We start from the raw sequence: 23095 nt of genomic DNA on the forward strand, positions 1-23095 counted from the left end.
ATAACGGAAGCGTTTATAACATGCTTATTCCCGATTAACATAAAACGTTCATTTTCTGAAAAAATCGATAAATGCTATTTGTTTAAAGGGTTTGAAATTGTAGCTTTGGGCAAATTTTGTAGCAAATGAATATTCACGAATACCAGGGTAAACAAATATTAAAAAGTTTCGGTGTTAACGTTCAAGAAGGAATCGTTGCCGATACTCCTGAGCAAGCTGTTGAGGCTGCTAAGCAACTGAAAATTGATTACAATTCTGACTGGGTTGTAATTAAAGCGCAAATCCACGCTGGTGGTCGCGGTAAAGGCGGAGGTGTTAAATTAGCCAAAAACCTTGATGAAGTTAAACAACGTGCAACCGATATTATTGGCATGCAATTGGTTACTCCTCAAACCGGTCCTGAAGGTAAATTAGTGAGTAAAATTTTAGTTGCTCAGGATGTTTATTATCCAGGTGCTTCCGAAACTAAGGAATTCTATATTTCTGTTTTGTTAGACCGTGCAAAAGGCCGTAACATCATCATGTACAGTACTGAAGGTGGTATGGATATTGAAGAAGTTGCAGAACACACGCCACACTTAATCTTTAAAGAAGAAATTGACCCTAAAGTTGGCTTACAAGGTTTCCAGGCACGTAAAGTAGCTTTTAACCTGGGTGTTAGCGGAGCAGCACATAAAGAAATGGTTAAATTTGTAACTGCTTTATATAAAGCTTACGAAGCTACCGATTCTTCAATGTTCGAAATCAATCCGGTATTAAAAACTTCTGATGATAAAGTAATTGCAGTTGATGCTAAAGTTAATTTAGATGAAAACGCTTTATTCCGTCACCCTGATTATGCAGCAATGCGTGATGTAACAGAAGAAGACCCAATGGAAGTTGAAGCAAGTGCTTCTAACCTGAACTTTGTTAACCTTGATGGTAACGTAGGTTGTATGGTTAACGGTGCTGGTTTAGCAATGGCTACCATGGATATCATTAAATTAGCCGGTGGTGAACCTGCAAACTTTTTAGACGTAGGTGGAACTGCAAATGCTCAAACGGTTAAAGCGGCTTTCAACATCATTTTGAAAGATCCTAATGTTAAAGCTATTTTAATCAACATTTTTGGTGGTATTGTACGTTGCGACCGTGTTGCTCAAGGTGTAATCGATGCTTATAAAGAAATCGGTAACATTCCGGTGCCAATTATCTGCCGTTTACAAGGTACAAATGCCGAAGAGGCGAAAAAATTAATTGATGAGTCTGGTTTACAGGTATACTCGGCAATTGCTTTGAAAGAAGCTGCTGATTTGGTAACTAAAGTATTGGCAGAACAAGCATAATTTAAGGCTTATATCATATTTAAAACCTTTCAGTGAAAACTGGAAGGTTTTTTTTATTCTGATCCGTCATTGCTAAGCCGATTTTCTTCGGCGGTGGAAATCTACTGTATAAAGATTTAATTATTTTGAAAGTCAAGGTCCTGTTCTCTTCTGTTCCGGAAGTCCTGCTATCCCTTCAATCTTTTTGTGATTGTCAGTCTGAGCGGAGTCGAAGGCCCTGCAGCAAAAAGTATTTCCGTTCTATCAGGTTTATTTAACCAGCGATTGATCTTCTTGGCTGAAAAATTATGCACAGGCTTAAAACTTGCGCGTATTTTAAAACGATAGGTCTGCGTTAAGGATTGTAAGGCTCCGGTACCGATCCTTCATCGGTACCGAAGCGCAGCGGAGCCCTGATGAGCCCGTCCCTTGCGTAGCTTGGCGAAAGCCAAAATCAGTTTAACAATTTTTAATTGGCTAATATCTGAGTATTACGCTCCACGAAACTCTAAAATATCGCCAGGCTGGCAATCCAGAACAGCACAGATAGCCTCCAGTGTTTCTAAACGGATGGCTTTGGCTTTACCGGTTTTTAATATCGATAAATTAGACATCGTAATCCCTACCCGCTCACTCAGTTCGGTAAGTGACATTTTTCGCCTCGCAAGCATTACATCTAAGTTGATTATTATGGGCATTATAGAATCGGTAAAGTTAAAATCTTTTCAGTTAACCTAAATGGTTAAATCGTTTTCCTGTTTAAGCTCAATCCCTTTTTTAAATACAAAGGCAATGGTTAAAAGCGTTAAGCCAAAAATCAACAACCAGATCTGGAAATCTACATTTTGAATGGTTTTAAATATTAAATTTTCATTATTGCCCGATGAATGCATATAATCCATTGCATTAAAAATAAACAGCAAAAACGGAATAGCAGTACAGTACCATCCCATCCGCTTTAGGCGACTTGTATTTTTTTCACTAAAAACATTGCCCACCTGTACCGAATCGATAAAACGGTATAAATAAATCAATACCCTTAAACCAAAGAAAGAAATTGTAAGAATAAGTGTACCATGTACTAAACCAAAAATACCTCCATTTCCCCCGTCAGTATAACCGTCTTCAAAACCACGGGCCAAATCTTTAAGTGAAAATAGAAATACAGTTATCAGCGTAATTACGTAACCGAGTTTAATAAGCATAATTTGATTTTGCGTTTTCATATTATATGGTTAAATCGTTTTCTTCTTTTAGCTTTCTCGAATAAGAAAGCAGTTCATAAATGATGGTGAGTATAGCCACCAATGATAGCATACTGAAATTAATGGATTTCTGATGAAAGCTTGGGATACCAAATTGATTATTGGTTAAGTGCAATACGTATTTATTAACCAGTAGAAATACAGCACCTTTTAAAACCAGGAACAAAATACCTCCTGCAAATACAATTTGCCATAATATACTTTCAGTTAACTTTTCAATAGAATTTGGCCTAATGTATGCAATAATTAAGATCGTAACGCCCAGAATTAAATAAAATACAATACCCGCACCGATATCGCTAACAGCATTATCTGATAAAAGGATAGCTTGCATAAAAGTGGGTTTAAATTGATAGGTACCCATATACATACTTGTAAATTTTGCCCCGTTAACAATCTTTGGTTCTGCTTTCACATTTTTCTCCACCACATTAACAGATATTAGCCCATCCTTATAATCGTCGTATGCCGAAAATAAATGCCCAACAATAGATACTAATGCTATAAAAACCAGGCTTAAACCGGCGTATCTAAAAACTTTTAAAATTTTATTCATTATTTATATGGTTAAATCATTTTCTTGTTTAAGCTGTTTCGAATACTCGATAAGGCTATATACGGCATTAAAAATCATCAGGACAAGCACTGAACTGCCGAAAAAGCCCTGTAAATTGTCATAATGTTTAAACTGCCCTATAGATAGGGCTTCAACGGATTCGTTAAGCAATATCCTGCTCAGAAATTTAAGTGCAAAGAATAGTGCACTTCCTGTTAAAAGCACTTTTGCAATGTTCTTTTCCGTTAAACTTTCCAAAGTAATTTCCTTTTTCTTTGTGATGTTAAGTATTACAAAACATGATATCAGGTAAAAAAGCATGGTGGCACCACCATCCTTATAAATACCGTTTTCCAAAATGATAGCCTGCATAATGGTCGGCTTGATTGTTAGCTCACCAATCTGTTTACTTTCAAACTTCAAATCCTGAATATTTTCGATTTGGGGATTTGAAGCCTTCTTTACCAGAAAACTAAGCTTTTCACTATGATAATCTACACAGGCAAAAACCAGATGTGCAACCACAGAAATGATGCAGAATGCGATTAAGGTAATTGCAGATGTTCTTAAAGTTGTGGTAAATGTGTTCATATCATTAAAAGTTAATATCAGTATTATTTAAGAATAACGTATTCATTTCTGGTCAGATTAAAAAGCAATGTTGAGTCATAAAATCTGACAAAAATTCCTGCCGCTAAAATCACTCAAAACCAGAAGTTGTATTTTTCAGCCTGATAAACAGAAATTTGAGAAACGTCATATTTATTTAATTATTTACACCACAAACATAAATAATTAATTATTACAATTCAAAATATATTTATTGATTTACAATAAATAATATCCGAATAACAGCTATAACGGGTTGAATAACATAAATGATGTCAGAAATTTATTTGGAATGATTTTTGTAGTAAGTAATACTGTAAAAAAATTGTGCAAACGGCAACATTTTCAGCATTTTATCCTTTCAGAATGCCATACAATTTCGTAACTTTGCACACTCAATAATTAAAGAGCACACAATTCGTATAAATGAGACAACTCAAGATAACGCAATCTATTACCAACCGTGAAAGTCAATCCTTAGATAAGTATCTACACGAAATCGGTAAAGTAGATTTAATAACAGCAGAAGAGGAAGTAATTTTAGCAAGGAAGATTCGTGAGGGCGATCAGGCTGCATTAGAGCGATTGACTAAAACCAACTTACGTTTCGTTGTATCTGTTGCAAAACAATATCAAAATCAAGGTTTAACTTTAGGAGATTTAATTAACGAAGGTAACTTAGGTTTAATTAAAGCGGCAAAACGTTTTGATGAGACCAAAGGTTTCAAATTCATTTCTTATGCCGTTTGGTGGATCCGTCAATCAATTCTGCAGGCAATTGCCGAGCAGAGCCGGATTGTACGTTTACCTTTAAACCAGGTAGGATCGTTAAGTAAAATCAGTAAGGCCTTCTCTAAATTAGAGCAGGAATACGAACGTGAGCCTTCTCCGGAAGAACTAGCGGATATTTTAGAAACTACGGTTGATAAAATTTCTGATACATTAAGTAATTCTGGCCGTCATGTATCAATGGATGCTCCTTTTGTTCAGGGTGAAGAAAATACATTATTAGATGTATTGGAAAACCATGAGCCAAACACGGATAGCTCACTAATTAATGAATCGTTATCAGAAGAAATTAAACGATCATTATCGACCTTAACAGAAAGAGAAAGAGAAATTATTGTTTTATTCTTTGGCTTAGGTTCTAACCATCCACTCTCGTTAGAAGAGATTGGTGAGAAATTTAATTTAACACGCGAACGTGTTCGTCAGATTAAAGATAAAGCGTTACAACGCTTACGTCATACTTCAAGAAGTAAAATCTTAAAATCTTATTTAGGATAAGATTTTAGATCTACACAGATATTAAAAGATCGGCTAACGCTGGTCTTTTTTTGTTTATTAGATTTCTCCGCTACGGTCGAAATGACGATTACACGCTAGCGATCTTTTTTTATTATAAACAACTAAGTTTATCGTTATGATTTTATATCTTTAAATCATGTCGATTGGCTTGCTCAAAAATTCCTTAACTGTATACAAACCCATTTTCATCTGGAATGTGCTGGTTAGTTTACTAACATCCGGTTTTTTTATGCTAAATGGCTTTAGAACGCCGGGCATTTACTCCTTCGCCATATTCATCAAACTTATAGGCTGGATATTTTCCATTGCCATATATTTTATGTTTTATCGGGATACAGGCTATTTTTTCAAAAATCAAGGTATTGGTTTCAGAAAAATTATGATAAACATAGCTTTATACGACCTAATTGTTTTAATCGGAATCTTAATCATATCATCCATATGCAAGGACTTTTTATCGACAGTGTTAACCAATCTTTTGCGGATCGAGAAGTATTAAGCAGCGTTTACTTAAACTGCGAAATTGGTGAAGTAGTGGGCTTATTAGGTAGAAATGGGTCGGGTAAATCTACTTTGTTAAAAATTATTTTCGGAAGTGTAAAGGCAAACTTTAAATACCTTAATATAAATAACAAAATATATGAGAAAGGTTATTTATCCAAAAAACTTTCTTATTTGCCTCAGGATAACTTTATTCCACACCAAATCAATGTTTTGCAGGCCATTAATATCTTTTGTAGAAAATCTCAGGCAGAATTATTTGAAATTGAAATTATTCGCAATAATCTCAAATCGAAATTTTACCAGTTATCCGGTGGAGAATGCCGGTTTATAGAATGTTTACTTATGATTTACAGCGATGCCATATATGTATTGCTTGATGAACCCTTTTCACAATTATCGCCATTATGGATCGAAGAATTGAAAAAGCACATCAATAGAACAAAAACAGACAAAGGCTTTATCATTACTGATCATTACTACAAGTCAATCTTAGATGTTTCTGACAGGATCGTACTTTTGCATAACAGATGCAATTACACCATCAATAATGATGATGATTTAATACTACATGGGTACTTGCCTGGGTTTACAGCTTAAGCATAGCCACGTCCACCAAGACACGAAGGACACAAAGAATAATGATACTTTTGGTGCGCCTTGAGTCTTTGTGGTCAGCTTAATTACCTATTAAAACAACAAGTGTTTCACCGTTAATCCGTTATTGATTAATTGTTTCAACGAATCAATACCGATGCGTAAATGTGTTTCTACATATTTTTCGGTCACGCTGCTATCGCTTTCTGCAGTTTTAACGCCTTCAGGGATCATCGGTTGATCGGAAACCAAAAGCAATGCACCAGCAGGGATTTTATTGGCAAATGCGGTGGTAAAAATGGTTGCAGTTTCCATATCTACTGCCATTGCGCGTAAAGTTTTTAAATACTTTTTAAATTCTTTATCATGCTCCCAAACCCTGCGGTTGGTGGTGTAACAGGTACCAGTCCAGTAATCTCTTCCATGATCACGTATGGTGGTAGAAATTGCTTTCTGCAAGGCGAATGCTGGCAACGCCGGCACTTCTGCCGGAAGGTAATCATTTGATGTACCTTCTCCCCTAATGGCCGCAATTGGAAGGATTAAATCGCCCAGTTGGTTTTTCTTTTTTAAGCCCCCGCATTTCCCTAAAAACAATACTGCCTTGGGTTTGATTGCGGTTAGTAAATCCATCATGGTAGCTGCCAACGGACTTCCCATACCAAAGTTGATAATTGTGATCCCATTTGCAGTAACACTTTGCATAGGCTTATCTAAACCCATAATCGGCGCGTTATCGTTCCATTCAGAAAACATGGTTACATATTTGCTGAAATTGGTTAACAGGATATAATCTCCAAATTGATCCAACGGACGGCCGGTATAACGAGGCAACCAGTTTTTAACAATTTCGTCTTTAGACTTCAAGCCTGCCTTAACAGGACTTTCTACTTCTTTTACTTTTTTGGATTGTGCTACAATGGCTTCATCTTTTTTTATATCTTTTTCTTCGTTCATATTCTTTTAGTTTAGAGCATGGCGCATGGCGCGTAGCGTTAACAATACTATATTACAAAAAATCCCTCCCGAATTACGGGAAGGATTTGATTTTTTAAGCGGCCTGTAACTTTTTAAAGTCGGCCTTTTCAAATTTCTCTATCGCGTAATCGAGATTGATGTGTAACTCCTTGACATCTGTTTGCGTTGGTGTATCAAACATCGCATCCAGCATAATGGCTTCACAGATCGATCTTAAACCACGGGCACCCAATTTATATTCCATTGCTTTATCTACAATAAAATTTAAAACATCTTCATCAAAAACAAGTTTAACGTCTTCGTAAGCAAAAAGCTTAACGTATTGCTTGATCAATGAATTTTTAGGTGCCGTTAAAATGTTTCTTAATGATTCTTTATCTAAAGGATTTAAGTGCGAAAGAACTGGTATACGACCAATTAATTCGGGAATTAAACCAAAAGATTTCAAATCCTGAGGTGTAATATACTTATAAAGATTTTTAAGATCTAAAACGGTCTCATCTTTCTTTACCCTGTATCCTACAGCCTGTGTGCGTAAACGGTTCGCAATTTTACGTTCAATGCCATCAAATGCTCCACCACAGATAAATAAAATATTATTGGTGTTTACCGGGATCATCTTCTGATCAGGGTGCTTACGTCCGCCCTGAGGTGGAACGTTTACCACAGTACCTTCTAAAATCTTTAACAAAGCTTGCTGAACACCTTCGCCTGATACATCACGGGTGATAGATGGATTGTCGCTTTTACGCGCTACTTTATCTACCTCATCGATATATACAATACCGCGTTCGGCAGCCGTTACATCATAATCAGCAGCCTGAAGCAGGCGCGTTAAGATACTTTCCACATCCTCGCCTACGTAACCTGCTTCTGTTAAAACAGTAGCATCGCAGATACAAAATGGCACATGCAGAATTTTCGCAATGGTTTTCGCTAAAAGCGTTTTACCAGTACCGGTTTCGCCCACCAACATGATGTTCGATTTTTCAATCTCAATCTCGTCTTTATCAACCTTTTGATTTAAACGTTTATAGTGATTATACACAGCAACAGCTAGTACCTTTTTAGCATCATCCTGACCAATTACATATTGATCAAGATGTTGTTTAATTTCAAGCGGCTTTAATAAGTTTATCGCCTCCTGAATATTTTTTGTCCCTTTGGTCCCTAATTCCTGCGCAAGCAACTGATTGGCCTGGGTAACACACTTATCGCAGATAAATGCATCCATGCCTTCAATTAACATTAAAGTTTCATGCTTGCCAGAATGGCAGAATGAGCAACGGGATTCTTTATTTTGTTTCGCCATTTTTTCTTGCGTTTCTCGATAATACTTCATCAATCATACCAAATCCTTTGGCTTCTTCAGCACTCATCCAGTAATCACGATCTGAAGCTTTCTCTACCCAGTCATAAGTTTGTCCAGAGTGCTCTGAAATAATATCGTATAATTCTTTTTTCAATTTCAACATCTCTCTTAAGTTGATCTCCATATCAGATGCTACACCTTGTGCACCTCCTGACGGTTGGTGAATCATTACCCTTGAGTGTGGCAACGCAGAGCGTTTACCTTCTGCACCAGCAACCAATAAAACAGCGCCCATTGATGCTGCCATACCCGTACAAATTGTAGCCACATCGGGCTGAATATACTGCATGGTATCATAAATACCTAAACCAGCATAAACTGAACCACCTGGCGAGTTAATATAGATCTGAATGTCTCTATCAGCATCTGTTGACTGTAAAAACAGCAACTGCGCCTGGATAATGTTGGCATTCTGATCGTAAATGGCATCACCTAAAAAGATAATACGGTCCATCATTAATCTTGAAAAAACATCCATTTGAGCTACGTTCATTTGGCGTTCTTCAATAATATATGGCGTCATCGATTGTGGCGATAGATTAGCCTGAGCAATAAATTTATCTACGTGTAAACCGCCAATCCCCTGATGTTTAACGGCAAATTTTCTGAATTCTTGTGAATCTATGTTCATGAGTTATAGAGTTTGGCGCTTTGCGGTAAGCGTTTGGCGCTTAAGCGAAATACGCGGTTATTTTAATAAAAACTTTCTGAAGTTGGTTAATTTCCGTGCCAATTTATCCAATTCTTCCAGATAATCATTCAGTTCTATGTCAGAAATATATTTTCTCCGTCCTAAAACTACTAAAATATTTGCATTCTCAAAGGCGGATCGATGCGCAATATTCAGATAATGAGCCAATTCCTTATTAGAAATAGAACCTGAACCTTCAGCAATATTATTGGATATGCTAAGAGCAGCCCCATTGAGCTGCTCTGCAAATCTGTATTTTTTATCAACTGACAATCGGTCAGCTATATCAAGTAATTTATCAGTTAAAGCAATTGATAACTGCCAAACTTCGAGCGATTGAAATTTAAATTGTGCCATAACTAAATACAGCAATAGCACTATTATTTTCAAAGTGGCTTTGGCTCGTTGTTAAACGCTGAGCGCCATACGCCAACCGCCGTTACTTTTTCTCTACTAACGCCACAAACTTATCGTAGTCAATATCTTTTTGTTCTAAAGTAACGATAGATTTGATTTGCTCGAAAGTTTTTAATGCTTTTACCTCTTCGAAAACACGGTTTGCATTTTCTTTGTCCTGTAAAAACTGAACAGCATATTGCGCCAGTTGATCTTCAGGAAGCGGGCTTGGGCTGTACATTCTGAACTGTGCATCTAATTTTGCTTTAGCTGCCTGAACTACATCTTCGTATTTAATTTCGACGCTGTTATCTTTAATGATTTTGTTTTCGATTAAAGTCCATTTAAGGTTTTTAGCGAAATCATCATAACCTTCTGCCAATTCTTCGTCAGTTAGTTTTTCGTTAGTTGCTTTTAACCAACGACGTAAAAACTCATCAGGTAATTCAAAATTGTGTTTAACTAATAATGCTTCATAAATATCATTCGATAATTTACGATCAGCATCTTGTTTAAACATGCTTTCTACTTCTTCAGTAATTTTTGCTTTGAAACCGGCTTCGTCAGTTACCGTACCTTCACCAAATAATTTATCAAAAAACTCCTGGTTTAAGTCTGATTCTTCTAAACGGTTTACATTTTTAATTTGAAGTTTAAAATCTGCTTTCAATTCAGCAGCTTGTTCTTCAGAAATATTTAAAGCTTTTGCAATCACCGCAGCATCTTCCAATGCTTTTTGGATATTGATGGTAACTTCATCATCTTTCTTTAAACCGATTAACGATTTAAGGATTTTTTTATCTTTAACCTGGTCTAAACGGATTGTACCTGTGCTGGCAATACCACCTTCTACAGCAGTCCCGTCAGTACCCACCTCAGTTAATTCGGCATATAGAACATCATCATCAGCTGAAACCTCTGGATTTGTCATTTTGCCATAGCTGCGACGGATATTTTTGATACGGCTTTCTAAAGTTTCTTTATCAGCTTTAACTACGTACTCGGTAAATTTATCTTTAGATGAAACATTTACTTCAAACGCAGGCGCTAAACCTAACTCGTAATCAAATTCGAAATCATCTGTATTATCCCATTTAAATTCACGCTCATCATCCATTTTAGGAAGTGGCTGACCTAAAATTTCTAATTTTTGCTCAGCGATGTAGTTTGATAAGGTGTCGTTCAATAAGTTGTTAACCTCTTCTACCAGGATACTTTTGCCATACATTTTTTTAATGTGGGCAGCAGGAACCATTCCTTTACGGAAACCAGGTAATTGTGCTTTTTTAGCTTGATCTTTAATAGCTTTCTCTACTTTTGCAGTGTAATCAGCAGGTGCGATCTTGATTTTTACAACAGCATTTAAGTTGCCGGTTTTTTCCTGTGTAATATTCATTTTGTGAGATATATTAAGATGTACAATTAGATCGGAAAATTGAAATACAAGATTTGAGAAAACCAGGTATCAACACAACCGAAACAGCACATCAATTTTTATTAATCAATGTTTTTTAAAAACAAAACCGTTCCGATGTTTAAATCGAAACGGCCTTTATCTTGTTGTGCGGAAGAAGGGACTCGAACCCCCACGCCGTGAAGCGCCAGATCCTAAGTCTGGTGCGGCTACCAATTACGCCACTTCCGCAGTTAGGATGTTGTAAGGACTGCAAAGATAGAAACAAGATTGAATAATCAAAAGGCATTCAACATATTTTATTGATTATTTTGACCAAAAAAGGCTAACTAATTAGTTTTTAAGGAGAAAAAATTAACTGAAGGTATTTTTCGTGATGGTTTGCAGAGACACATTGAAGACTTGTAACTTGAATTAGGGCTATGTTGCAATAAAGAATAGATTTTTGTTTTCAGAATAATGATGCGTTTATTTTTTTGGAAAGCAGATTCAGTAGCGTTTAGGATAATATAATCCCGCTGTACGCTTTATCCCGATGAAAAATCGGGACCGCTTCCATCGGGTTTAGGTGGCAAGAATAGGTGAAGTATTAATGGTTTAAATACCAAACGTTCCTACAGAACGAAAACGCCAATTTGGTAATTGGCTTGACATGATTCGTCCGTACGGGACGACCAGAAAATCTTCTTTGGCTATTTTTTAAAATGCAGCGTATAGAAAGAAAGCCTGTTAATTATATAATGAATGTATAAAAAATACACCATCCGTGTTTATCTGTTTGCATCTGTGGTTAAAAAGAACGAAGCGGTAACACTAATTACAAGATCAATGGGCTGAGCCATAAAAAAACCGTTCTGACTTTAAATCGGAACGGTTGATTTTGTTGTGCGGAAGAAGGGACTCGAACCCCCACGCCGTGAAGCGCCAGATCCTAAGTCTGGTGCGGCTACCAATTACGCCACTTCCGCATTAGGATGTTTTAAGGACTGCAAAGATAGAAACTAAATTGAAAAATCAAATTTTTATGGGGACTTATAAAATTTAATTAGCGATGGTCTCTGAGACACAGACGGTGGAATGCAACGAGCTCGGCTCGCCGCACATCATCCATCTTACATTTCCCATCTTACCTAAAACTTCACCAGTGTTACATCAACCAGTTCAGGTCCACCATCTACTGGATAACCGGCAACTTTCTTTCCTTTTATGGTCACTTTTTTATCTAAATAAGTATCAAGATTTATGGAACCACTTTTTAAAGCATAGGTTTTATTGTCTGCTTTTAACAGGTGCGTACCATACTGAAAGGTGCTCATACCTAATTTCTGGATTGTTCCGCTTGCCGTAACCGAACCCTTGTGGCTGGCATCTTTCATAGTGCTACAGCCAGAAATTGCGGCAACAAACAGGGATAATATTAGTATTCTTTTCATGATAGTTTAAACGGAATGATTTAATTTTATGCTACAATTTACAAAAATTAAAACGGTATCGTTAATAAAGTTGTTTTTGGAATTCGAAAAAATACTGAACAGCTTTAACCAATCTGCTGCCATACCAACTGAACATTTCACCGTCAACAAGCATAATTTTAACATCAGGAATAGCTGCTCGAATTTCTTCTATGTGTTTTTCTCCAAAAGGATAAGGTTCTGATGAGAGTAAAATCAGTTCACAGTTTGTAGTTTTCAGTTGTTCTAATGTTACAGCAGGATAACGCTCGGTTTTTATCACATTCGTCATACCGTTGATGAGCAGGATATCATCAATAAAAGTATTTTTCCCGGCGGCCATGTAGGGCTTACGCCAGATGAGGTAGGCTACTTTTTTATCGATATGATGTTGTAATGCAAGTGTTTTTAAATCGTTAAAGCCAGCCGAAATAAGGTGGTTAAGGTAACTGGCTTCTGGTTCCCGATCTACCAATGCGCCTATTTCGGCAATGGTTTTCATCGCACCATCAAGGGTAAAAATATCACTCATCCAAACGGGAAAATGTTCTGCAAGTTCTGCTATATCACTCTGGGTATTTTCTTCTTTATTACCAATAATCAGATCGGGTTTTAGATCCTTAATCAGATCGATATTGAGCTTTTTCGTCCCTCCTACTTTGGTTCGTCCTGCAAATTTTTCGATCGGATGGATGCAAAATCTGGTCAATCCGATAATTTCCTGATCCAGGCTTAAATCGAACAAAAGCTCTGTTTGCGAGGGTACAACAGAAATAATCCGTTTTGGTGGGAAATTGATTGTGATTTCCACTCCCATTTGATCGGTAAACGTTTTTTGCATGATGCAAAGGTAAGGTTTAGGGTTTACATGTTGAGCGCTCCAGGTGTCGTCATTTTGAGCCGACCCGACAACTATCGGGTGCAACGTAGTCCGGAATCACAAAGTGCTCAGCGATGCTAAACCCATCTCGAGAGAAATCTCTCCGCTCCACTGTGCTTCGGTCGAGATAACAACTCTTCTATTCAAAACTACGCACCACTCTTTTTTTGCTCTACATAACCGTCGCTATAAAAATGGTTTGGTTTAAGGTAAATTACATTATTCTGAAAATCAAGAAAGGTATTGAATCGTTTTAATACTTCGTTACCTAAAATATGGATATTTGCACCTCTTAAAGGTTTATTCCCTGTTATCAATTGTACAGGTACATCTTTCAGATCATATTTACCTATTTTAAGGGTTTGCAGGCTAGCAGTGATCACAGGTATTTCGTTTCCTGTGGCGCCATGCATCATTACTTTTTTAATCACATCCATTTTGTCTGTCGGGAAGTTTCCTGTTTTTAGCAGGTCGTTATCGAGCATAGCTGTGCGATGGTAACCCGTATCAAAAAGAAACCAATCTGTATTTTTTAACCCATTTTGTTCAATGGTGCTTTCTACAAGAAAAAGCGACGAAAAATATTTGATGTTTAATTTGCTAAAACTTTTGTCTTTAGTTACATGCTTTGGCAAAACGGAATGTACAACCATTACATTTTGATCGTAATTCAATTCAACTATTTTTCCATCAAACAAATCCCAGCCAAACCTGCCATCAGTACCTGTCCCTGTTAGTTCGGCAGGATAAACCTTGGTTTTATATTCGCTGTTGCCTATGTTCAGGTTATAATAGGTATCGTATAATTTAGGGTTAGATTTTATTTTATTTTTCAGCACATTATTGGTAAACACCAATTCTGTTGTTCCGCTATCAAAGTTTAAATTTAAAGTATCAATTTTATTGAATACCGATTTTACATATATGGTACTTTCGCTATTGATAAAGAGTGAAATACTATCGTGGATTTCGGGTTTAATTTTACTGAAATTTTTAATTTCCGGACTAGCAATTTGTGTATAACAAGAATCTTTACCATTTAACAGCACCATGAAATCCTTTTTTTCTCCTGGTTTGAGTTTAAAGGTAATGGAATCGATATCGGTTTTAAATTTAACCGTTTTGGCTTTTACCAGTTTTGTAGTTATAAAAACATCCGGATTCGTTTTTGGATCGATATTCCAGCCTTTAACCAGGCCATCTTCTTCTAAAATTTTAGCTGTTTTGGAATTTGCTTTAACAATGGGCAGCTGTTTTTGTGAAAACGCTGCTGTTGAAAGGAAAGTAAGTGCGATAATGAGGAGCTGTTTCATTAAAATGGTTTTAGAAAACGAATTTAAGGATTAGCAATGGTATTAAAGCTAAAATTTTATGTTCGGGATGTACTTTACTACACATCCCGAACATCTATTTTGCTGTAACCTGATCCTTCTTCTGTTTTTTTCGCCACAGATGTACGGATAACCCCAGATTTTATATTTGAGTGCATCCTTTTCATTTCTCCATAAGTGAAATAAACAATGTTTAACTTTAGCCGAGGTTTATGCTACGGTAATATCTTCCTTTACAACGCCATCGGCAATGTGTAAAATCCGGTTGCCATATTGCGCATTTTTTTCAGAGTGTGTTACCTGGATAATGGTAATCCCATCTTCCTGGTTTAGTTTTTTAAAGAGTTCCATAATTTCTTCGGCCTGTGCCGATTGAAGGTTACCCGTTGGTTCGTCGGCCAGAATAATTGATGGCTGTGCTGCTAATGCTCTTGCAATACCAACCAGTTGTTGCTGTCCGCCCGAAAGCTGGTTCGGGAATAAATCTTTTTTGGCCACGATGTTAAAACGGTCTAAAAGATCGGCAATTCTGCTTGCCCGCTCAGAGCTACCCACTTTTTTATACAACAGAGGGGCTTCGATGTTCTCGTAAACCGTCATCTCGTCTATAAGGTGGTAAGCCTGAAAAACAAAACCGATGTGGTTACGGTACAGTTCAATGCGTTTACGTTCGTTAAGTGAAGTTACATTTTCGCCTAAAAATTCGTACGTACCGTAAGTTGGTTCTTCGAGCATACCGATAATATTAAGCAGGGTCGATTTCCCGGCACCTGATGGTCCCATAATGGAAACAAATTCACCTTGTTTAATGGTAGTGGTTACCAAACGGAGTACATAATTTTTAACGCCTTTGTTGGCGTAGTATTTTTCGATGTTGTTAAGTTGAATCATCATTTTAGCGTTGGGCGTGGAGCGGTTGGTGTGTGGCGTGGATTTATCGCCTGGTACCAAACGCTCTGCGCAGGTTTATTCGTATTTTTGATGTGGAGCGTTTAACGGTCTGCGAAAACTTATCGCCTAATGCCAAACGCCTCCCACTGGTTTATTCGTATTTTAAAGCATCAACCGCATTTATTTTAGCCGCGCGATAAGTTTGCCAGGTAATGGTTAAAACAGCAATCAGTAAGGTAAACATTGCGGTTGCTAAAAACATCCACAAATTTAAGCTTGTTCTGATCTCGAAATGCATTAACCAGTTATTCATAATATAATAGGCAACCGGAAGTGCAATGAAAATTGCAATACCAATCAGTTTTATAAAACTTAAAGATAATAAAGCCATTAATTCGGTGATAGAGGCCCCTAAAATTTTGCGGATGCTTACTTCTTTAATCCTTTGGGCAGTGCTGAAAGAAGAAAGACCAAATAAGCCTAAACAAGATACAAAAACAGCCAAACAACCAAATAAATTTGCCAAAGTGCCTAAAATCTGCTCGTTTTTTAGTTTAATTTCATTCAAACCATCAATAAATTTAATTTCGACAGGAAAATTCGGGTTTATTTCTTTTACCAGCCTGTTAATAATGCCAATGCTCTCACTTAAGCTTTTGCCAGGGTTTAAGCGCATGGTAATTACATCGCTAATATCGGCATAGGCAATTACCATGGGTGCAGCAACATTACCTGGATCGCCCCATACGATATTTTCAAAAACCCCTACCACATTTCTTTTCGCACCCTGATATACAATGCTGGCGCCCACTGGATTTTTTAAATGCATCACTTCCACTGCTTTTTTGCTCAACAATAGAGCAGCGGTATCTGAAGCAAATTTCTGGTCGAAATCCCTTCCGGCCAGCAACCTGATGTTTACGGTTTTGGTAAAATCGTAAGTGGTATAAATCTGATCAAAATCGATCATTTTATCACTTTCGGACATTCCATACCAGCCCAACCCCCTAACACTGCTGTTTTTGTTCGAAATACTGCCTGATGACTGGGTTACCCCTACTACAGCGCCGCTCGATAGCAGTCTTGCTTTTAACAGGTTGAATTTTTCATATAATAGTCCTTCGTGAGGTATTTCCAGCAATCCGTTTGATTTATAACCCAAAGGTGTATTTTTAATAAACTGGATCTGCTTGTAAATGGTGATGGTTGCCGCAATTAACACCACCGAAAATCCAAATTGTACCACCACCAAAACCTGTCTGAAAGTTAGGGCATATCCTTTTTTAAAATTCAGAGATTTTTTGAGTGACTGGATCACATTAAAACCTGAAAGGTAAAATGAAGGATAGCTACCGGAGATAAAACCGGTAATGATTAATACGCTAAAAATCAATATCCAGTTAACCGGATTGAGGTAATCAAAAACAATCTCAATGCCGAGTAGGCGGTTGAACATGGGCAAACTGAATTCGAGCAGAACAATACTTAACAGGATACTGATTAGGGTTAAAATAAAAGATTCTAACATAAACTGAAAAATCAGATTTGTTCTGGATGCGCCCATTGTTTTTTTAACGCCAATTTCTTTTGCCCTGCCCTGTGTACTGGCGGTTGCAAGGTTCATAAAATTGATACAGGCAATAAGCAGGATACCGATTGATAAACCTACAAACAGCTGAACCTGTTTGATATTACCTCCAATGCTTTTACCATTTAAAAAAGTTCCATACAGGTGTAGTTTGGTTAAAGGGTAAAGAAATACATCTTCTTTGGCGGTTGCAAAGTGTTTACCTACAAAACCTTTTAATTTGGTATTAAAAGCGGCAACATCGGTATTTTCGTTCAATTTCACCAGGGTATAATAATCATGGCTGCCCCAATTTGGCTTTTTGGGCCATTGGTTTAAATTTTCGTACAGGGCAAATGTGGTTAACGATTCGAAGCTATAAGTAACATTCGTAGGAAGATCTTTAATTACGGCGGTAACTTTTAAATCAGCCTGGTTTTCAAAACGCACTTTTTGATTCAGCACATCAGTTGTTCCGAATATCCGTTTCGCAGCTGTTTCGGTTAACACGATCGAATTGGGATCGTTTAAGGCTTTTTCAGGGTTTCCGCTGATAAAATGATAATTAAATAATTTCAAAAAATCAGGATCAACATACCTGCTATCCAGTTTCAAACTTTCTTCTCCACTGGCCACCAGCCTTTTATAAGTGCCCGTAATCCTGGCACCAGATAAAACATCAGGAAATTCTTGCTTCAGTGCCCCCAGCATTACATTTTGCGATTGATCAATCGTCCTGATGATTTCCCCTTTCTGGTCATTTAAATTAATCATGGCCTGGTAAATATGGGGTGAATTTTTAAATTGCCGATCGTAGCCCCACTCATAACCGGCATACAACAACAATAACAAACAGGAGGTTAAGCCAATAGCCAAACCACAAATGTTAATGGCTGCATAAACTTTGTTTCTAAACAGGTTACGCAATGCGATTTTTAGGTTGAGTTTAAACATAAGGCGTTGTGTATAGTGTAAAGCGCTTAGCGGTCAGCGATAAATTTACGCTAACCGCAAAAAGTTTTACGCAGATATTATTCATATTTAAGTGCATCAATAGTATTTGCATTCGCGGCTTTATAAGATCGAAAGCTTACTGTTATTAAAGTAATCAGCATTGATATTACCATCGCCATAACAAATGGCCAAACACTCAGATCTATCCGATAGGCAAAGCCCGAAAGCCATCTCGAAACAAATAAATAAGCCATTGGCCATGCTACCATGTTTGCAATAAATACCATCAATAAAAAGGATCCGTTAAGCATTTTTACCAATTGTAAGGTAGATGCACCCAAAACTTTACGGATAGCCACTTCTTTGGTTCTTTGCATGGCTACAAAAGAGATCAGGCCAAACAAACCTATAAAGGAAATAAAAATGATTACACTGGCAAATACTTTAAATAATATTCCCATTACCCGTTCGCTTTCGTAGTAATTTTTGATCCTCTCATCAACAAAATTTGCATTGTAAATGCTGTTTGGAAAAGTATTAGTCCATAAGGCCTCTATTTGTTTCGTTGTAGATAGCAGATGGTTGCCTTCTAACTTTATTGCGGCTTGCCAATATTGATTTTTATCTGAAGAAATGGCCAGACCAGAAATGCTTTCTTTTAACGATTTATCGTTGTAATCTTTCACTACACCAACAATGGGAATATTAATTCCATTGGTATTAATTGTTTTGCCTAAGGCATTTTCGGGCTTGTTTATGCCTACCTTTTTAAGAAAAGTTTCGTTCACCACATACCCATTGGCGGTATCGCTTTTCATAAAAATTTTACCGGCAATTATTTTTAAATCAAAAAGCTTAAAATAATCTTCGTCGGCCTTACAGGTCCTTACCTCGAAATCTTTATTCATTGCTCCATTAAAGGTAAAATTAGTAGAATTTACATCCTGAGATAAAGGTGGTGCCTGGCAATAGCTTAACAATTGTACACCGGGGATTTTCAAAACCCTTTCTTTAAAATTATTACGCTTGTTCCGACTAATATTGTCTCCGGGCATTCTCACCATTACTACCGCAGCAGAATTAAAACCCAATGGTTTTTGCTGCAGGTAGTCCATTTGATTTACAATTACAATAGTTCCGATAATGAGGATCACAGTAATTGCAAACTGAACCACAACCAGGATTTTACGCAAGCTTAAGCCATTATTGTTAAGGGTAACTTTATTTTTTATCGCCAATGCCGGATTAAAGCCCGATATAATCATAGCCGGATAAAAACCAGCCAGAAAGCCAACAAAAGCAACCAGCAAAATCATAAACACGAAAATAACCGGGTGACCAAACAAACTGAAGGTAACCTGATTTTTGAAAAGGTTCTGCATGGATGGTATGGCCAGCTCGCTAATGATGCAGGCAACCAGCAGCGCGATTAAAACCAACACAACCGTTTCTGTTAAAAACTGTATAATAAGTTGTTTCCGTTTGCCCCCCATTACTTTACGCACGCCAACCTCTTTACTCCGGTTAACGGCCTGAGCCGTATTTAAATTAACAAAGTTAATACAGGCGGTAAAAATTAAAAACAACCCAATAACAGCAAGACCATAAATCTGGCTCCTTGCAATTGTTGCGTTTGCAAAATTATCGTAACGTTCATCAAAATGGATCTCTTTTAAAGCCTGAAGCCTGTTGACCTGATTACCTTCAATTTTCCGATCTGCATAATATTTTTTATTAAATTTTGCCATTGCGCCATCAAGATCTGATTTGCTCAGTCCTTCTTTAAGCAATACATAGCTACTTAAGCTCGAGTTTATGCAATCCCAGCAATCTTTGTTACCATAGTAATCATATAAATTTTGATAAGCAATTACTATTTTTAGTGGAAAGCTTGAGTTTTGTGGCATATCCTGAAATACCCCGGTAACCCTTAATTGTGTCTTTGTGCCTAGTGTAATACTTTTGCCGACTGCATTGTTTACGCTGCCAAAATACTTAATGGCCATCGCTTCAGATAAGGTTACACTGTTAGGGGCCTTTAGTGCTTCTGCTGGCTTTCCGTATTTCCAGTTGATATGGAGTACATTAAAAAATTCGGGTTCAGCGAAATACATGTTCTCATTACTCTTTATAATTTCTTTGCCGCTATCATCCTTAACATGTACAATATCATCTATTTTAGCTATGGCACCAATCTTTTCTATACCAGCTATTTCATTTCTTGCTGCCGCGGTAAAAGGTATGGGTACACCGGCAGAGAAATCGTCGAAAGCATTATATTTCCAATCGGTAACCACCCTATAAATGCGATCTGCGTTTTTATAACCCTCATCAAAACTAAGTTGAAACCGGATAAATATAAAAATAAGGATACAACTGGCCATCCCGATTGATAAACCAAGAATATTAATCAACGTATAACCTTTGTTTTTCCAGAGGTTCCGCCAGGCGATTTTTAAATTTAGTTTGAACATATTTTGAGGTTTAGCGTGAAGCGGCTTAGCGGCCAGCGATAAATCAACGCTAACCGCAAAACGCCACCCTTAGGTTTTATTCGTATTTAAGGGCATCAATGGTATTGGCAACCGCAGCTTTATACGAGCGGATGCTTACGGTAATCAGGGTAATAACCATCGAAATAACCATGGCAATTGCAAATGGCCAGATGCTCAAATCAATCCGGTAGGTAAAAGTGGCCAGCCATTTGGCTACACAAAGATAAGCTAAAGGCCACGCTACTAAATTGGCGATAAAAACCATCATTAAAAATGAACCATTAAGCATTTTAATCAGCTCTATGGTTGATGCGCCCAATACCTTTCTGATGGCTACTTCGCGGGTTCTTTGCGTGGCAACAAAAGAGATGAGTCCAAATAAACCAATAAAGGAGATAAATATAATTACCCCCGCAAAAACCTTAAACAAGGCCCCCATAATTTTTTCAGTTTGATAATACTCACTGATTTTATCATCCATAAAGGTAGCACCATACACATACTCTGGCAGTACATTATTCCAGGTTTTTTCGATGATCTGCATGGCCGGTAAAATGCTTTTGCCATCGAGTTTTATGGCAATGGTGGTATAGGATTCTTTATCACTGTTTATAATAATAGGCGAAATGGGTTCGTGCAGACTTTTGTTATTGAAATCTTTAACCACGCCAATAATATTACCGGTTTTGCCATGAATCCTAATGGTTTTGCCCAGCGCTTCGTTATAATTAACCACATTGAGTTTTTTCAGCATAGTTTCGTTCACCACAAAATTTTTAACGGTGTCACTTTTCGGCAAACCTTTGCCCGCAATAACCTGTAAACCAAATGTTTTAAAATAATTTTCATCACCGGTTTTGGTATTTACCTGAAAATTTGCTGTTACAGTACCATTGTATTTAAAATTACTTTCGTTATTATAATCAGAAGATGGGGCAGCATTACAGTAACTGGTTGATAATACCCCAGGAATTTTACTAATCTGATCCTGCAAGGTATGGTAACGGGTAATCGCCATACTATCAGAAGGAACATCAACCAGGGCTATAGCGGTAGGAACAAAACCAAGCGGTTTCTCACGCATGTAACTCATTTGCCGCAGCACCACCAAAGTACCAATAATGAGGATAATGGTAATGGCAAACTGCACCACAACAAGAACTTTACGTAAACTTAAACCCGAAGCATTTGCGGTAATCTTATTTTTTATAGCTAGTGCCGGGCTATAGCCAGACATGACCATCGCAGGGTAAAAGCCTGCCAAAAAGCTCACCAATATCACCAAAACAAACATAAATACCAGTATAACCGGGTGTTGGATAATGCTAAAGGAAATATGATCTTTAAATAAACTTTGCATGCCTGGCAGCGCAATTTCGGTTAAAACACATCCCACCAATAAAGAAAGAACGGTTATGGTTAACGTTTCGGTTAAAAACTGAACAATGAGCTGCCTGCGTAAACTACCCATTACCTTACGCACACCAACTTCTTTGCCCCTGCTTACCGCTTGTGCTGTTGCAAGATTGATAAAATTGATACAGGCGGTTAACAGTAAAAAAACACCGATAATGGCCAATCCATAAAGTTCTTTTTTAGAAATCACCTTGTTTGCAAAATTGCCTAACTCTTCGTTATAGTGGATATCCCTTAGTGGCTGAAAACGATGGCCCTCCTTCGAAATATTATCTTTTTGATAGTATTTATCAATAAATTGGGGGACACTCCTGTTCACTTCTTCAATAGAAATACCCTTTTTTAACATTACATAACATTCAGACGATGATGAAACCGATCCCCAGCTGGTTAACTCTGGCCCGGCCTGGTTTTGGTAAGTTTTGTAAGAGACAATGATGTTAAGTGGGAAAGAACTGTTTTCGGGTGTTTTTTCTATAATCCCGGTTACTTTAAGGTCTAATTTGTTTCTGAAATTGATGCTTTGACCTACAGCCTTATGCCAATCGCCAAAAAGTTTAGTAGCCATTTCATCAGATAAAACAACGGTATTGGGTTGACTCAGTGCCTGGCGTGGATTGCCTTCCAGCCATTTAAAATCGAGGATTTCAAAAAAATCAGGCTCTGCATATTGTACATCTTCTGCGGTTTTAATGCTTTCCCTTCCCTGTGCATCTTTTACTTTAACAATGCCACCACCAGCCTGAATGGCTGCAACCTTTTCAAATTGCTGGCTAAAATCATTCCGCATGGCAGCCGGAAGTGGCCGTGCAGTACCTGGTGATTCAAAAAAGCTGTCAGGAGCAGTCCAGCTGGTGATTACGCGGTATACCCTGCTTTCGTTTTTAAAATTCTCATCAAAACTAAGCTGGTAACGGATAAAAATAAAAATGAGGATACAGCTGGCCATACCTATAGAAAGGCCCATAATATTGATAAAGGTATAACCTTTATTCTTCCAAAGGTTTCGCCAGGCAATTTTCAAATTTAATTTAAACATGTATCGAATAATTAATAGAATGAAATTCTGTAAATGCTTATGCCAATTTTATACCAAGAACAAAATAAAACACAAATAAC

At 37.3% G+C, this 23095-nt stretch carries 19 protein-coding genes and 2 tRNA genes; 3 read left to right on the top strand and 18 right to left on the bottom strand.

Translation table 11 applies throughout. The annotated features are described in order from the left end of the window. Positions 1-125: 125 nt before the first annotated feature. Entirely contained in the window at positions 126-1325 is a 1200-nt protein-coding gene (gene sucC / locus R2R28_RS21710; RefSeq protein WP_316827755.1) for an ADP-forming succinate--CoA ligase subunit beta, read from the top strand. Between the two features lie 470 nt (positions 1326-1795). Here the strand turns inward: sucC and R2R28_RS21715 are convergent, their stop codons facing one another. From R2R28_RS21715 to R2R28_RS21730, 4 genes are read right to left on the bottom strand one after another with little or no spacing between them, the layout of a single operon-like run. After that, positions 1796-2002 carry a helix-turn-helix transcriptional regulator gene (locus R2R28_RS21715; protein ID WP_316827756.1) on the bottom strand — a complete coding sequence of 69 codons (207 nt, stop codon included), beginning with the start codon at positions 2000-2002 and terminating at the stop codon, positions 1796-1798. 36 nt (positions 2003-2038) lie between these two features. Continuing rightward, a complete protein-coding gene (locus R2R28_RS21720; RefSeq protein WP_316827757.1) occupies positions 2039-2530 on the bottom strand; it encodes a DUF2975 domain-containing protein in 492 nt (163 codons plus the stop codon). 1 nt (position 2531) lies between these two features. Beyond that, positions 2532-3125 carry a hypothetical protein gene (locus R2R28_RS21725; protein WP_316827758.1) on the bottom strand — a complete coding sequence of 198 codons (594 nt, stop codon included), beginning with the start codon at positions 3123-3125 and terminating at the stop codon, positions 2532-2534. A 3-nt stretch (positions 3126-3128) separates the two neighbouring features. Further along, entirely contained in the window at positions 3129-3716 is a 588-nt protein-coding gene (locus R2R28_RS21730) for a hypothetical protein (protein WP_316827759.1), read from the bottom strand. A gap of 444 nt (positions 3717-4160) precedes the next feature. Here R2R28_RS21730 and R2R28_RS21735 point away from each other — a divergent pair, with 444 nt between their 5' ends. Together R2R28_RS21735 and R2R28_RS21740 are read left to right on the top strand one after the other, a co-directional pair. After that, positions 4161-5021, top strand: a complete 861-nt coding sequence (locus tag R2R28_RS21735) for an RNA polymerase sigma factor RpoD/SigA (protein ID WP_010601359.1) — start codon at positions 4161-4163, stop codon at positions 5019-5021. Positions 5022-5483: 462 nt separating this feature from the next. Beyond that, positions 5484-6143 (top strand): ATP-binding cassette domain-containing protein, encoded by a 660-nt coding sequence (locus tag R2R28_RS21740; protein ID WP_316827760.1) that lies wholly within the window; start codon positions 5484-5486, stop codon positions 6141-6143. Positions 6144-6233: 90 nt separating this feature from the next. Here the strand turns inward: R2R28_RS21740 and R2R28_RS21745 are convergent, their stop codons facing one another. From R2R28_RS21745 to R2R28_RS21810, 14 genes are all read right to left on the bottom strand, one after another. Continuing rightward, entirely contained in the window at positions 6234-7097 is an 864-nt protein-coding gene (locus R2R28_RS21745; RefSeq protein ID WP_316827761.1) for an AMP nucleosidase, read from the bottom strand. Positions 7098-7191: 94 nt separating this feature from the next. Then, on the bottom strand, positions 7192-8460 hold the full coding sequence (gene clpX / locus R2R28_RS21750) for an ATP-dependent Clp protease ATP-binding subunit ClpX (RefSeq protein WP_410479193.1): 1269 nt from the start codon (positions 8458-8460) through the stop codon (positions 7192-7194). Further along, a complete protein-coding gene (gene clpP / locus R2R28_RS21755) occupies positions 8414-9121 on the bottom strand; it encodes an ATP-dependent Clp endopeptidase proteolytic subunit ClpP (RefSeq protein WP_215128617.1) in 708 nt (235 codons plus the stop codon). Before clpP ends, clpX begins: the two co-directional genes overlap by 47 nt. 57 nt (positions 9122-9178) lie before the next feature. After that, positions 9179-9538: a four helix bundle protein gene (locus tag R2R28_RS21760; RefSeq protein WP_316827763.1), complete on the bottom strand. Its 360-nt coding sequence runs from the start codon at positions 9536-9538 to the stop codon at positions 9179-9181. Positions 9539-9620: 82 nt separating this feature from the next. Continuing rightward, the gene (gene tig, locus R2R28_RS21765; protein ID WP_316827764.1) at positions 9621-10973 is read right to left on the bottom strand and encodes a trigger factor; all 1353 of its coding nucleotides are present in this window, start codon (positions 10971-10973) and stop codon (positions 9621-9623) included. A gap of 167 nt (positions 10974-11140) precedes the next feature. Further along, positions 11141-11222 (bottom strand) — tRNA-Leu (locus tag R2R28_RS21770). A 655-nt stretch (positions 11223-11877) separates the two neighbouring features. Next, positions 11878-11959: transfer RNA gene (locus R2R28_RS21775), tRNA-Leu, on the bottom strand. Positions 11960-12121: 162 nt separating this feature from the next. Continuing rightward, positions 12122-12424, bottom strand: coding sequence for a hypothetical protein (locus R2R28_RS21780; protein ID WP_316827765.1), 303 nt, complete (start codon positions 12422-12424; stop codon positions 12122-12124). 61 nt (positions 12425-12485) lie between these two features. Next, positions 12486-13283, bottom strand: a complete 798-nt coding sequence (locus R2R28_RS21785) for a helical backbone metal receptor (protein ID WP_316827766.1) — start codon at positions 13281-13283, stop codon at positions 12486-12488. Positions 13284-13471: 188 nt separating this feature from the next. Then, positions 13472-14635, bottom strand: a complete 1164-nt coding sequence (locus tag R2R28_RS21790) for an aspartyl protease family protein (protein ID WP_316827767.1) — start codon at positions 14633-14635, stop codon at positions 13472-13474. Between the two features lie 228 nt (positions 14636-14863). Beyond that, complete coding sequence (locus R2R28_RS21795; RefSeq protein WP_316827829.1) at positions 14864-15544, bottom strand: ABC transporter ATP-binding protein; 681 nt, start codon at positions 15542-15544, stop codon at positions 14864-14866. 151 nt (positions 15545-15695) lie between these two features. Continuing rightward, complete coding sequence (locus tag R2R28_RS21800; protein ID WP_316827768.1) at positions 15696-18065, bottom strand: ABC transporter permease; 2370 nt, start codon at positions 18063-18065, stop codon at positions 15696-15698. A gap of 77 nt (positions 18066-18142) precedes the next feature. Beyond that, the gene (locus R2R28_RS21805; RefSeq protein ID WP_316827769.1) at positions 18143-20539 is read right to left on the bottom strand and encodes an ABC transporter permease; all 2397 of its coding nucleotides are present in this window, start codon (positions 20537-20539) and stop codon (positions 18143-18145) included. Positions 20540-20615: 76 nt separating this feature from the next. Continuing rightward, positions 20616-23015 carry an ABC transporter permease gene (locus tag R2R28_RS21810; protein ID WP_316827770.1) on the bottom strand — a complete coding sequence of 800 codons (2400 nt, stop codon included), beginning with the start codon at positions 23013-23015 and terminating at the stop codon, positions 20616-20618. Positions 23016-23095: the final 80 nt, after the last annotated feature.

Origin of the sequence: Pedobacter miscanthi (genome assembly GCF_032678605.1) — a bacterium.
Lineage (GTDB): Bacteria > Bacteroidota > Bacteroidia > Sphingobacteriales > Sphingobacteriaceae > Pedobacter > Pedobacter miscanthi_A.